The sequence below is a fragment of the Kitasatospora sp. NPDC088264 genome (assembly GCF_040685715.1).
GTDB lineage: Bacteria > Actinomycetota > Actinomycetes > Streptomycetales > Streptomycetaceae > Kitasatospora.
This window is the reverse complement of the sequence record NZ_JBFBIR010000040.1, coordinates 62,114-74,501: the sequence shown is the minus strand read 5'-3', so window position 1 is coordinate 74,501 and position 12,388 is coordinate 62,114. Positions and strand designations below refer to the sequence as shown.

Here is a 12,388-nt window from a genome sequence, read left to right as displayed (position 1 = left end):
GCGGCCGAAGCCGCTCCCACTGGCCGTCAGTCAGATCACCCCTACTCCCCATAGTCGTATCAACGACTCAAGTGATCGGCAGGACACGGCCTAGTTCCGGGGGCTGAGCGCCCCGGTGGCTGAGAGGCCGGACCGCATCGCGCGGTCCGGCCTCTTTTGCATGCTGCCTCTCCTGAGTCCTGCCCCTTGTGCGGTGTGCCGCGATGGACTAAACCTCTATCCCATCTGGTCCAGACCAATTGACGCTCATTCAGAGAACAGGTCCGGTATGCCCACTCGCGCCTCAGCCCTGCTCGCCGCCGCCACCGTCGCCGCGCTGCTCGCCGTCCCCGCCACCGCCAACGCCGCCGACGGCGGGCACGGCCCGAAGCTGAAGGGCCAGCGGGTCGGCTACTTCACCCAGTGGGGCGCCGACAGCTCCGCCAAGCGCGTCCAGGACTCCGGCCAGGCCGGGAAGCTCACCGTCGTCAACTACGCCTTCGGCAACGTCTCCGCCGACGGCACCTGCTTCGAGAGCAACGACGCCGGCCAGGGCGACGCCCACAACGACTACCAGCGCGCCTTCTCCGCCGCCGACTCGGTCGACGGCGTGGCCGACGCCCCGGGCCAGAAGCTGAAGGGCCACTTCAACCAGCTGCGCAAGCTCAAGGCGAAGAACCCGCAGCTGCGCACGGTCATCTCGCTCGGCGGCTGGAGCTGGTCCAAGTACTTCTCCGACGCGGCCGCCACCGACGCCGCGCGCAAGAAGTTCGTCTCCTCCTGCATCGACCTCTACCTCAAGGGCGACGTGCCGGTCCTGCCCGGCTCCCCGGAGGGCGGCGCCGGCGCGGCCGCGGGCGTCTTCGACGGCATCGACATCGACTGGGAGTACCCGGGCGGCGGCGGGGACGCGGGCAACGTGGTCCGCCCCGAGGACGGGCGCAACTTCACCCTGCTGATGCAGGAGTTCCGGCGCCAGCTCGACGACTTCGGCAAGAAGGGCGGAAAGAAGGGCGACAAGGGCAGGCACTACCTGCTGACCGCCGCCGTCGCCGCCAACGAGACCGTCGCCGACCGGCTCGAACTGCCCGAGCTGAGCGAGTCGGTGGACTGGCTCAACCTGATGACCTACGACCTGCACGGCCCCTGGGAGGGCAAGGGCCCGGCCAACCACCAGGCCAACCTCTACTCCGACCCGGCCGACCCCGACGCCCGCCGGCGCAGCGCCGACACGGCCGTCGACCACTACCAGGAGCGCGGCCTGCCCGCCGAGCAGATCGTGCTCGGTGCCCCGCTGTACGGCCACGGCTGGACGGGCGTCGCGCCCGGCAAGCGCGGCGGCCTCTACCAGAGCGCCACCGCCGCCGCCCCCGACCTCTCCTACCGGGAGGTCAACGCGCTGCCCGGCAAGGTGTACGTGGACCGCGACCACGGCGCGTCCTGGAAGTACGACGGCACCACCTTCTACAGCTACGACACCGCCGAGGTGCTCACCCAGAAGGCGCGGTACGCGCGCTGGAACGACCTGGGCGGCGTGATGGTCTGGTCGCTGGACGGCGACGACGCCCAGGGCAGCGCGATCGCCGCCCTGGACCGCGGCCTGCGCCGCGACTGACGCCCCGACGTGAAGGGGCCCGCCGTGTCCGCACGGCGGGCCCCTTCACGCCTGGGTCAGGCCCGGTCGCAGGCCTGCGCCCGCAGCGCGCGGGCCAGGTCGTCGCGGCACTCCAGGACCAGGCGGCGCAGCGCCGGCGCGGCCTGCGGGTGGCCGTCCAACCAGGCGTCGGCCTCGGCCAGGGTCTGCTCGCTGGTCTGCGCGCGCGGGAAGAACCCGCTGACGATCCGCATCGCGATCTCGATGGTCCGCTCGGCCCAGACCCGTTCCAGCAGCTTGAAGTAGGGCGCCGCGTAGAGCGCGGTCAGGTCGCGGTGGGCGGGCAGCGCGAAGCCCGCGATCTCGGCCTCGACCAGGGCGTTCGGCAGTTCGTCGGAGTCGACCACGGCCGACCAGGCGGCGGCCTTGGCCTCCGCGGTGGGCCGGGCGGCCAGGCACTGGGTGTACTGGCGCTTGCCGCTGGCGGTGTTGTCGGCGGCCAGCTCTCCGGCCAGTTCCTCGTCGCCGGCCTGGCCGGCGGCGGCCAGTGCCAGCCACAGCGACCATCGCAGCTCCTGGTCGACCTCCAGGCCGTCGATCCGGGCGCTGCCGGCCAGCAGGCCGCGGACCAGGCCGAGGTGCTCGGCGCCGCCCGCGGTCTGGGCGAGGAAGCGGGCCCAGGCCAGCTGGTGGTCGCTGCCGGGGACGGCCTCGCGCAGTTCGCGCAGGGCGCCGTCGGCCAGCTGCCGGCCGCCCTCGCCGCGCCAGGCCGGGTCGGCGTACAGGTCGACGGCGGTCTTGGCCTGGGCGTGCAGCGACTGCAGCACGCCGATGTTGCCCTCCTGGCCGGCGAAGCGCAGCACCAGGGCGACGTAGTCGCGGGCCGGCATCAGGCCGTCCCGGGTGAGGTTCCAGACGGCGGACCAGGCGAGTGCCCGGGCCAGCTCGTCGTGGATGTCGCCGAGGCCGGTGCGCAGGGTCTCCAGGGACTCGGAGTCGAAGCGGATCTTGCAGTAGGTGAGGTCGTCGTCGTTGAGCAGCACCAGCGCGGGGCGGGGGCGGCCGGCGGCCTCGGCGACGACGGTGCGGTTGCCGGTGACGTCGAGCTCGAACCGCTCGGTGCGCACCAGGGAGCCGTCGGCGTCCCGGTCGTAGAGGCCGATCGCGATCCGGTGCGGGCGCAGCACCGCCCCGTCCTGGAGGACGGCGAGTTCGGTGATCCGGCCCTCGGCGTCGGTGGTCACCTGCGGGGTGAGCGAGTCGACCCCGGCGGTCTGCAGCCAGGCGGCGGCCCAGGCCTTGAGGTCGCGGCCGCTGGTCTCCTCCAGGACGCCCAGCAGGTCGCCGAGTTCGGTGTTGCCGAAGGCGTGGCGCTTGAAGTAGCGGCGGGCGCCCTCGAAGAAGGCCTCGGAGCCGACGTACGCGACCAGCTGCTTGAGGACGGCGGCGCCCTTGGCGTAGGTGATGCCGTCGAAGTTGAGCTTGGCGTCCTCGAGGTCGCGGATGTCGGCGGTGATCGGGTGGGTGGTGGGGAGCTGGTCCTGCCGGTAGGCCCAGGCCTTGCGCTGGTTGGCGAAGGTGACCCAGGCGGAGGAGTACCGGGTGCGGGCGCCGATCAGGCCGTAGGAGCCCATGAAGTCGGCGAAGGACTCCTTCAGCCACAGGTCGTCCCACCAGCGCATGGTGACCAGGTCGCCGAACCACATGTGCGCCATCTCGTGCAGGATGACGTTGGCGCGGCCCTCGTAGGCGGCGTCGGTGACCTTCGAGCGGAAGACGAACTCCTCGCGGAAGGTGACGCAGCCGGGGTTCTCCATGGCGCCGATGTTGTACTCGGGGACGAACGCCTGGTCGTACTTGCCGAAGGGGTACGGGTAGTCGAACTCCTCGTGGAAGAAGTCGAGTCCGAGCTTGGTGACGCCGAGGATCTCGTCCGCGTCGAAGTACTGGGCGAGGGACTTGCGGCACATCGCGGAGAGCGGGATCTCCAGGGTGGTGCCGTCGGCGAGTTCGCGGCTGTAGTGGTCGCGGGCGACGTGGTAGGGGCCGGCCACGACGGCGGTGAGGTAGCTGGAGATCGGCTGGGTCGGCGCGAACTCCCAGGTGCGGGCGGCGCCTTCCTCGGTGACCTTGTCGTGGACGGCGTTGGACCAGACGTCCCAGGCGGCGGGGGCGGTGACGGTGAAGCCGAACGGGGCCTTCAGGTCGGGCTGTTCGAAGGTCGCGAAGACCCGGCGGGCGTCGGCCGGCTCGTAGTGGGTGTAGAGGTACGTCTCGCCGTCCACCGGGTCGGTGAAGCGGTGCAGGCCCTCGCCGGTGCGGCTGTAGGCGCAGTCCGCCTCGACGGTGAGGACGTTCTCGGCGGCGAGGCCGTCGACGTGCACCCGGGCGCCGTCGTAGGCGGTGGCCGGGTCGATCGCGCGGCCGTTGAGGGTGACGGCGTGGACGGCGGGGGCGAGCAGGTCGAGGAAGGTGTCGGCGCCGGGCCGGGAGCAGCGGAACGTGACGGTGGTGGTGGAGCGGAAGGTGGCGGCCTCCGGATCGGGGGCGGAGGTCACGTCCAGCCGGACCTGGTAGCCCTCCACGGCCAGGATGCTGGCCCGCTGCTGCGCTTCGTCGCGGCTCAGGTTCTTGCCCGGCACGGCGGTACTCCTTTGTCCGGCTCGCACGGTGGTGCGTCTGTGGGTGGTGCGGTCTCGGCGCGCGGTGTGCCGCGCCCCGCAGGGGCATCCTTTCACGCCCTCCCTCGCCGGTACCATTGCACAGGCCGTCCCGGCGGGGCCGGAATCAGCGGCGGCGGGCGGGTGTTGGCGCGTGGGGGTGGCACGCCTGCCTGCCTCGTCATCACCTCACGAAGGACGACAGCCGTGACGACTGCCGCTGAGCGCAAGACCGCCGACTTCTGGTTCGACCCGGCCTGCCCGTGGGCGTGGATGACGTCCCGCTGGCTGATCGAGGTGCAGCAGTTGCGTCCGGTGGACGTGAACTGGCACGTGATGAGCCTGTCGGTGCTGAACGAGGACCGCGACCTCCCGGAGAACTACCGCGAGCTGCTGGACAACGCCTGGGGCGCGGTGCGGGTGTGCATCGCGGCCGCCCGGGAGCACGGCGACGAGGTGCTGGGCCGGCTCTACACCGAGCTGGGCCTGCGCTTCCACAACCAGGGCCTGCCGCAGAACCGGGAGACGGTCGAGGCGGCGCTGGTGGCCGCCGGGCTTCCCGTGGGGCTGGCGGACGCGGCCGACACGGACGCGTACGACGAGGCCCTGCGCGCCTCGCACAAGGAGGGCATCACCCTGGTCGGCGAGGACGTCGGCACCCCGGTGATCGCGGTGGAGGGCGTGGACGGCGAGCGGGTCGCCTTCTTCGGCCCGGTGGTCACCCCGGCCCCGAAGGGCGAGGCCGCGGCCCGGCTCTGGGACGGCACCCTGCTGGTGGCCTCCACCCCGGGCTTCTACGAGATCAAGCGGACCCGTACGGCGGGCCCGTCCTTCGAGTAGCGCGGGGCGCGCGAAGGGCCCGGTACCGCAGCAGGCGGTACCGGGCCCTTCGCGCGTGCCGGGGTCAGCGGGCGGCGGCCGCGTCCCGCCGCTGCTTGACCAGGCCGGCGGCGCTCAGCAGCGCGACCAGTACCCCGGCCGCGTACAGCTGCTGCCGGTTGCCCTCGGTGGTGGTCATCAGGGCGAGGATGCCGGTGACGGCGGCCATCGCGATCCAGGTCAGGTACGGGTAGCCCCACATCTTCACGGTGAGCAGTTCGGGCGCCTCGCGCTCCAGTCGGCGGCGCATCCGCAGCTGGACCAGGCAGATGAACAGCCAGACGACCAGGATGGCCACGCCGGTGGTGTTCATCAGCCAGGTGAAGACGGTCTCCGGCCAGAACTTGGCGGCCAGCACGGCGCCGAAGCCGAACAGGCAGGAGGCCAGCACGGCCCGGCGCGGCACCCCGCCGGAGACCTTGGCCAGCGCCCGGGGGCCCTGGCCGCGGCCGACCAGCGAGTACGCCATCCGGGAGGCGCCGTAGATGTTGGCGTTCATCGCGGAGAGCAGCGCGATCAGCACCACCACCTCCATGATCGTCCCGGCGCCGGTCACCCCGAGGTGCCGCAGCACGGTGACGTACGGGCCGTCGGTGACCACCGCCGGGTCCTTCCAGGAGACCAGGGTGACGACCAGGGCCATCGAGCCGATGTAGAAGATCGCGATCCGCCACACCGCCGTGCGCACCGCGTTGGCGACGTTCTTGCGGGGGTCGTCGGACTCGGCGGCGGCGATGGTGACGGTCTCCAGCCCGCCGTAGGCGAAGACCGAGGCGAGCAGGCCGACGATCAGCCCGCTGACCCCGGTGGGCAGGAAGCCGCCCTGGCCGGTCAGGTTGGTCGCGCCGGGGGCGCCGGGGCCGATCACCCCGGCGATGCCGAGCCCGCCGAGGACCAGGAAGGCGACGATCGCGGCGACCTTGATGGCGGCGAACCAGAACTCGAACTCGCCGAAGTTCTTCACCGCGGTCAGGTTGCTGGCGCAGAAGAAGACCATGAACAGGCCGACCCAGACCCAGGAGGAGACGCCCGGCACCCAGCCGTTGACGATCTTCCCGGCGGCGGTGGCCTCGGCGGCGACGCCGCAGCACAGCATCACCCAGTACATCCAGCCGGCCGTGATCCCGGCCCAGGGGCCGATCTCCTTCTCGGCGTGCACCGAGAACGACCCGGAGGCGGGGCGGGCGGCCGACATCTCGCCGAGCATCCGCATGATCAGCATGACCAGCAGGCCGGAGAGGGTGAACGCCAGGATGATCGCCGGACCGGCGGCGGCGATGCCGGCGCCGGAGCCGACGAACAGGCCCGCGCCGATCACCCCGCCCAGCGCGATCATCGACAGGTGGCGCTGCTTGAGGCCGTGCGCGAGCTGCTGGCCGGTGGCCGGGGCACCGTCGGCGTCGGTGGTCCCGGACGCCTTGGGCGCGGAGGTGGGGGCCATAGGGCTGGATCCAGACTGTGCGGAATGCGGCATGAGCTGTCCAATATCCGGTGATACCTCTGTTCATGCCAAGAACGGGGACCCCGGGCCCACCATGCGGACCACGCGGTGACGGAACGGGTCCGACCGGTGACACGGCGTCGGCGCGGGCCGGAATGGGCCGGTTCCGACAACGGTCGAGGGCGGGGCTTTGTCCGAAACCGTGGCGGTGGCGTAGTGGATCACCACGTAGGTTCACAGGTGTTCACTCACCTGAGCACCCCACAGGAGACCCCCGATGGCCACTGCCACCACCCCGATACCGCGCCGCGCCGTCCTCGCCGACCTGCTGCCCGCCGCCACCACCCGCCTCGGCGCCCAGGCCCGCGACCTGGCCCTGGTGGCCGGCGGCGCCGCCCTGACCGGCGTGGCCGCCCAGCTGTCGGTGAACATCCCCGGCTCGCCGGTGCCCGTCACCGGCCAGACCTTCGCCGCCCTGCTGGTCGGCACCGCGCTCGGCGCCCGCCGCGGCGTCGCCTCACTCGCCCTCTACCTGCTGGCCGGCCTGGCCGGGATGCCCTGGTTCGCCGAGGGCACCTCCGGCTGGACGATGCCCTCGCTCGGCTACGTGCTCGGCTTCGTCCTGGCGGCCGGCCTGACCGGCGAGCTGGCCCGCCGCGGCGCCGACCGGACCCCGGTGAACACCGCCGTCACCATGGTCCTCGGCAGCCTCGCCATCTACGCGGTCGGCGTCCCGTACCTGGCCCTGTCGCTGCACGTCCCGCTCGCCCGGGCTGCCGAGCTCGGCCTCTACCCGTACCTGGTCGGCGACGCGCTGAAGGCCGTCCTCGCCGCCGGGGCCCTGCCGCTGGTCTGGAAGCTCGCCGCGAAGCGGTGAGCCCCCTGCCGGGCCCGGGCGCACGCGCATGCCACACTCATGGCATGCGCGTGTACCTGGGCTCAGACCATGCCGGATACGAACTGAAGAACCACCTCGTGGAGTGGCTCAAGGAGGCCGGCCACGAGCCGGTCGACTGCGGGCCGCACATCTACGACGCCGAGGACGACTACCCGCCGTTCTGCCTGCGCGCCGCCGAGCGCACCGCCGCCGACCCGGAGGCGCTGGGCGTCGTCATCGGCGGCTCGGGCAACGGTGAGGCGATCGCCGCCAACAAGGTCAAGGGCGTGCGGGCGGCGCTGGCCTGGAGCGAGCAGACCGCCGGGCTCGGCCGCGAGCACAACAACGCCAACGTGGTCTCCGTCGGCGGCCGCATGCACACGCTGGAGGAGGCCACCAAGTTCGTCGAGGTCTTCCTCAACACCCCCTACAGCGGCGAGCCGCGGCACACCCGCCGGATCGAGATGCTGAGCGAGTACGAGACCACCGGCGAGCTCCCGCCGATCCCGGCCCACCACCCGCAGGGCTGATCCCTCCCCCCGTCCACCCTCCGTCGGCCGGCCGCGCGCTCCACGCGGCCGGCCGCCGCCGTTCCCGGGCCCGTATGGCTGTGTCATCGGCCACAGGGCCGGGCGCGCCGACGCCGGTACGCGCGGGGCGCGTGCGCCGCCCGCGTGGTTCGTACGCCCAACCGGCGCACGCCTCCTGACGCCGCGCCCGCCGTCGCGGCGATCGGCCGAAACCGGCTGACGGACCCGCGCCACGGCACACCCGCTCGCGTCCGGCCCGTCGACGCCGGACGGTGCCCGTGGATAGGGTCGGGCCCCATGGCTGGCAGACCGCCGGGCGCACCGCCCCAGACGACTGCGACGAGGCCCGGCGCCGCCACGGCGTCCGGACCCGTGACGGCCCGGTTGCGCAGGAGGCTCCGCCGGGTCCGCCGAAGGCTGCGCACGGCCGGTGTGGACTACTTCCGCGGCGGCGCCGCCGACTGGCCGGTGCTCTGCGCGCTCGCCCTGCTCGTCCCGCTGCTGATCCTGCTCAACATCTGGATCCCCGCCTGGGCCCCGCCCACCGCGCTGGTCCTGCCGATCCTGGCCGGCGCGCTGCTGCTGCGCCCCGGCAGCCTGGTGGTGCTGTACGCGCTGGCGGCGCTCGGCCTGTCCGCCGAGTCGGTGATCCACACCGGCCAGCGGGTGGCCAGCGAGAACCCCGAGGCCTACATCTACGGCGTCACCCCGGGCGCGGCCCTGGTGGTCGGCGCCGCCGGGGTGGGCGGCCTGCTGCTGGCCCAGTTCCGGGCCCGGGTCGGCGTGCCCTGGTGGGGCGGCTCGACCATGCTGTTCGACCTGCGCGAGCGGTTGCGGGTGCAGAGCCGGGTGCCGGAGCTGCCGGACGGCTGGCACGCCGACATGGCGCTGCGCCCGGCCGGCGGGCAGTCCTTCTCCGGGGACTTCGTGGTCGCCGCCCGCACCGGCCCGGGCCAGCGGCTGCTGGAGGTGGTCCTCGCGGACGTCTCCGGCAAGGGCATGGACGCCGGCTCCCGCGCGCTGCTGCTCTCCGGCGCCTTCGGCGGCCTGGTGGGCTCGCTGCCCGCGCACGACTTCCTGCCCGCCGCCAACGGCTACCTGCTGCGCCAGTCCTGGGAGGAGGGCTTCGCGACCGCCGTCCACCTGGTGCTGGACCTGGACACCGGCGAGTACGAGCTGCTGTCGGCCGGGCACCTGCCGGGGATGCAGCGGCTGGCGGGCGCCGGGCGCTGGGAGGTCAAGGAGGCCGAGGGCCCGCTGCTCGGGATCTACGACGGCGCGAAGTTCGACGGCGTGCGCGGTCGGCTGAACCGCGGCGACGTGCTGATGCTGTGCACCGACGGCATGGTCGAGGAGCCGGGCCGGGACCTCTCCGAGGGGATGGACCGGCTGATGGGGGAGGCGGACCGGCTGGTGCCCGGCAGCGGTCCGGGCGCGGGGGCCGGCGCGGCGGCCGCGCTGATCGAGACGGTGGCCCGGGACATCAACGACGACCGCGCGGTCCTGCTGCTCTGGCGCGACTGACGCCCCCTCGGCCCGGCCGTCCGTCACCGGACGGACCGGCACATGCCGCGGGCACGTGCTGTCAAGCCGGGCAGCCGATCTTCGGCCAAATCGGCCGCCCCTTCGGCTGACCGGACCTGCGGCTTCCGCTACCCGCCCCCGGCCGCCTTCCGGCCGCTCAGCGCCGCCCCGCCGACGATTCGTCAGAACGGCTCCGCTATCGTCCCGGTCGGCGGAAACTCGTCTCGCATCGCAGGATATCGGCGTTGGGCTGACTGTCAGACCTTTACGCAATCGGCACGGTCGACCACACTGAGTCCGGGCGGGACTGTTCAGGATTCGGGGGATGGGGGGCGTCACGTGCGGCACGGCAGACAACGTTCGACCGCGCCGGGCTCCCTCGCCGGTGGTGTGCCGGTCGATCCGCGATTCCGCCTCGGGACCGTCGGACAGGCCGGGGTCCGGCTTCGCAGGTGCCGCCGGGCGGCGGCACCACGCTATGAAACGAGGAAGTGAGTCCGGGTGGCACTCTCCGTCTCCGCGCTGGTCCTGTTCGCAATCCTGTGCATCATCTTCATCCGCAACAAGCAGCTGAAGATCGCGCACGGCATCATCGCCGCCCTGTTCGGCTTCATGCTGCACGAGACCACGGTCGCGGGCTCGATCAACTCCCTGCTGGCGAACCTCGCCCACAGCATCTCGGGCATCACCGGCGGCTGACCCGGCCGGGCCGTCCGCGACCCCCGCGAGGGGATCACCGGCCGGCCCGTCTGGCCTCCCGCCAGCGGGCGAACAGTCCCCGGGGGCGGGCCGCCGCCTGGGCGGGGGCGCGCATCGGCGCGGGTGCCGCGGCACCCGCCGCGGCGGCCTGCCCCGGCACCGCCGAATCGGCCGTCAACAGCACGAACAGCCGCGCCCAGCACAGCCGTTCGCCCCGCGGCCAGTCCATCGCGCGCAGCGCCGCCGACGCGGCCTCCGACACCTCGCCGTCGACCCGGACCTCGGCGACGTCGTCGCCCGCCTTCCCGCCCAGGAAGAGCTTCACCCCGACCGGCCCCGGCCCGGCCAGCTGCGGCCGCAGCGCGGGCGCGAGCGCCGGCAGCACCCGGTGCTCGGCGAGCCAGCCCGCCAGGTGCTCGTTGCCGAAGCCGAACACCGCCGCCGGCCCCTGGACGGCGTGCCAGCCCTGGAGTTCGGCGTGGTCCGCGTGGTCGGCGTGCACGCCGCGCCGGTCCGTCAGCTCGACCAGCACCGAGGCGGTGGTGGTCGCCCACATCTTCACCGCGTTGGCGAGCTTCTCCTCCTCGGTCTTGCCGAGGCCGGCCGCGCAGTCCCACACCACCGGGGCGTCCGCCCGGCCCAGGTGCAGCACGTAGCCGAGGTCGACGTGGCCGGCGCCGTCGTCCCCGGGGTGCTCGCGCACCGCCACCGCCGTCGTCCCCGGGCCGCGCACCACCTCGCCGTCGGCGGTGAACTCCTGCCCGAGGCGTGCCATCTCCCGGACGACACAGCGCTGTATGACGGCCAGCCGCTCCTGGGGACGCACCGGGACTCCTCCACCTCGGAGCGCGGCGGGTGAGCTCCCGCTCGAACTGCGCTCGAACGCCGCCGAGGCTATCGGCCCGGCAGCCAGGCGGGAAACCGTCCGGCCTCCCCGGTTCTCCGGTCGCGGAAATGTCTGGAATGCACCACTTTGGGAAGCGGAACCGCCCTGTGGCCGCCGGCCGGGGCCCTGCCGCCCGCCTGGAGAGCCCGCATGACCCGCACCGCCCCGACGAGGCCGTCGTCGCTCCCGACGGCCCCTCCGGCACCCCTTCCGCCCCTTCTGACGGGCCCGGACGGCTCCGGCCTGGCCGCCGAGATCGAGGCCTACCTCGCCTCGCTGCCCGCCCCCGCGCGCCACCCGGTGCCGTACGTCTGCCCCCACGGCACCACCGTGCGGCCGTGGTGCGCCGGCCACCCGGCGCCCCGGGCCACCCTGCTCGACCGGGCGCTGTGCCGCCCGGCCCGCCCGGTGCCGGTCAGCGCCGCCGACCACCTGCGACTCGCCTCCCGCTACATCGGCGCCCACGGCTGGCTGCAGGGCGCGATGTGGGACGCGCGCGGACGGGTCTGCCTGCTCGGCGCCCAGGCCGCCGTCCTCGCGCACGGCTACGGCACCCCGGCCACCGTGCGCACCGCCCGGGTCCAGCTGATGGAGGTGCTGCACGCGACCGGCCGCCCGGCGCGCTCCCCGGACGAGTACAACGACCGCCCCGCCACCCGGGAGGCCGACGTCCACCGGCTGCTCGACCGGGCCGCCGCCCGGGCCGCCCGGCTCGGACTCTGAACCGGCCCTCCCGGCCTCCGCCCCCGGACGCCGGGCTCGCGGGGCCGCCCGGAAACGCCAACGGCCCCGGTGCGTGGAGACGCACCGGGGCCGGGCCGATGAGCGGGCGACGAGAATCGAACTCGCGTGACTAGTTTGGAAGACTAGGGCTCTACCATTGAGCTACGCCCGCGTGATCCCCCGGTCGTTGCCGGCCGGAAGTTCGGGGGACAGCGTACCCGGTCCGGGCGCTTCCGCGCACACCGGATTCTGCGCGCGCTCCCTCGGACCGCCCCCGAATATGTCGGCGAGCCGCCAGGGCCCGACGTGTACGCTTCCTCTCGGCACCACGGGGTGTGGCGCAGTTTGGTAGCGCGTCCGCTTTGGGAGCGGAAGGCCGTCGGTTCGAATCCGGTCACCCCGACAGTGCGGCAGGGTCTCGTCCACCGTGGCGGGGCCCTGTTCTGTTCGGGCCCGATGGTGGCGCCTGGCGTCCGCCTTTCGTGGTACCGGTAGGATGGGGCGCTGGCGGTAGTCCCTGCGGTCTCAACCCAGGTCAACCGCACGAGGGCGAGGAGTCACTCTCACCGTCCACCCCCCACGGGAGATGCAGCTCC

At 73.3% G+C, this 12,388-nt stretch carries 10 protein-coding genes and 2 tRNA genes; 8 read left to right on the top strand and 4 right to left on the bottom strand.

Annotated elements, in window-relative coordinates:
• Positions 1-268: 268 nt before the first annotated feature.
• Entirely contained in the window at positions 269-1,594 is a 1,326-nt protein-coding gene (locus tag AB0O82_RS26510; RefSeq protein WP_363586436.1) for a glycoside hydrolase family 18 protein, read from the top strand.
• Between the two features lie 56 nt (positions 1,595-1,650).
• Here the strand turns inward: AB0O82_RS26510 and pepN are convergent, their stop codons facing one another.
• Positions 1,651-4,215 (bottom strand): aminopeptidase N, encoded by a 2,565-nt coding sequence (pepN, locus tag AB0O82_RS26505; protein WP_363586435.1) that lies wholly within the window; start codon positions 4,213-4,215, stop codon positions 1,651-1,653.
• A gap of 291 nt (positions 4,216-4,506) precedes the next feature.
• Here pepN and AB0O82_RS26500 point away from each other — a divergent pair, with 291 nt between their 5' ends.
• Entirely contained in the window at positions 4,507-5,073 is a 567-nt protein-coding gene (locus tag AB0O82_RS26500; RefSeq protein ID WP_350886228.1) for a disulfide bond formation protein DsbA, read from the top strand.
• A 64-nt stretch (positions 5,074-5,137) separates the two neighbouring features.
• Here AB0O82_RS26500 and AB0O82_RS26495 read toward each other — a convergent pair whose 3' ends face one another.
• Complete coding sequence (locus AB0O82_RS26495; RefSeq protein WP_363586439.1) at positions 5,138-6,448, bottom strand: amino acid permease; 1,311 nt, start codon at positions 6,446-6,448, stop codon at positions 5,138-5,140.
• Between the two features lie 382 nt (positions 6,449-6,830).
• Here AB0O82_RS26495 and AB0O82_RS26490 point away from each other — a divergent pair, with 382 nt between their 5' ends.
• The 4 genes from AB0O82_RS26490 to AB0O82_RS26475 all read left to right on the top strand — a co-directional run bounded on the left by AB0O82_RS26490 (position 6,831) and on the right by AB0O82_RS26475 (position 10,183).
• Positions 6,831-7,430, top strand: a complete 600-nt coding sequence (locus AB0O82_RS26490) for a biotin transporter BioY (protein ID WP_363586434.1) — start codon at positions 6,831-6,833, stop codon at positions 7,428-7,430.
• 44 nt (positions 7,431-7,474) lie between these two features.
• Positions 7,475-7,960: a ribose-5-phosphate isomerase gene (locus AB0O82_RS26485; RefSeq protein ID WP_063347575.1), complete on the top strand. Its 486-nt coding sequence runs from the start codon at positions 7,475-7,477 to the stop codon at positions 7,958-7,960.
• Positions 7,961-8,344: 384 nt separating this feature from the next.
• Positions 8,345-9,484 (top strand): PP2C family protein-serine/threonine phosphatase, encoded by a 1,140-nt coding sequence (locus AB0O82_RS26480; protein ID WP_350886172.1) that lies wholly within the window; start codon positions 8,345-8,347, stop codon positions 9,482-9,484.
• A gap of 501 nt (positions 9,485-9,985) precedes the next feature.
• Positions 9,986-10,183: a hypothetical protein gene (locus AB0O82_RS26475; RefSeq protein WP_063347574.1), complete on the top strand. Its 198-nt coding sequence runs from the start codon at positions 9,986-9,988 to the stop codon at positions 10,181-10,183.
• A 34-nt stretch (positions 10,184-10,217) separates the two neighbouring features.
• Here AB0O82_RS26475 and AB0O82_RS26470 read toward each other — a convergent pair whose 3' ends face one another.
• The gene (locus tag AB0O82_RS26470) at positions 10,218-11,009 is read right to left on the bottom strand and encodes a DUF6348 family protein (RefSeq protein WP_363586433.1); all 792 of its coding nucleotides are present in this window, start codon (positions 11,007-11,009) and stop codon (positions 10,218-10,220) included.
• Positions 11,010-11,219: 210 nt separating this feature from the next.
• On the opposite strand from AB0O82_RS26470, the gene AB0O82_RS26465 reads away from it, so the two are divergent.
• The gene (locus AB0O82_RS26465; protein WP_363586432.1) at positions 11,220-11,792 is read left to right on the top strand and encodes a hypothetical protein; all 573 of its coding nucleotides are present in this window, start codon (positions 11,220-11,222) and stop codon (positions 11,790-11,792) included.
• Positions 11,793-11,893: 101 nt separating this feature from the next.
• Here the strand turns inward: AB0O82_RS26465 and AB0O82_RS26460 are convergent.
• A tRNA-Gly gene (locus tag AB0O82_RS26460) sits at positions 11,894-11,964 on the bottom strand.
• 157 nt (positions 11,965-12,121) lie between these two features.
• Between AB0O82_RS26460 and AB0O82_RS26455 the strand changes: the two genes are divergently transcribed.
• Positions 12,122-12,195: transfer RNA gene (locus AB0O82_RS26455), tRNA-Pro, on the top strand.
• Positions 12,196-12,388: the final 193 nt, after the last annotated feature.

Bases quoted from the DNA above. Each gene is read 5' to 3' on its own strand.
- AB0O82_RS26510 (WP_363586436.1), top strand. From the start codon at position 269: ATGCCCACTCGCGCCTCAGCCCTGCTCGCCGCCGCCACCGTCGCCGCG.
- AB0O82_RS26500 (WP_350886228.1), top strand. From the start codon at position 4,507: ATGACGTCCCGCTGGCTGATCGAGGTGCAGCAGTTGCGTCCGGTGGAC.
- AB0O82_RS26495 (WP_363586439.1), bottom strand. From the start codon at position 6,448: ATGATCGCGCTGGGCGGGGTGATCGGCGCGGGCCTGTTCGTCGGCTCC.
- AB0O82_RS26490 (WP_363586434.1), top strand. From the start codon at position 6,831: ATGGCCACTGCCACCACCCCGATACCGCGCCGCGCCGTCCTCGCCGAC.
- AB0O82_RS26485 (WP_063347575.1), top strand. From the start codon at position 7,475: ATGCGCGTGTACCTGGGCTCAGACCATGCCGGATACGAACTGAAGAAC.
- AB0O82_RS26465 (WP_363586432.1), top strand. From the start codon at position 11,220: ATGACCCGCACCGCCCCGACGAGGCCGTCGTCGCTCCCGACGGCCCCT.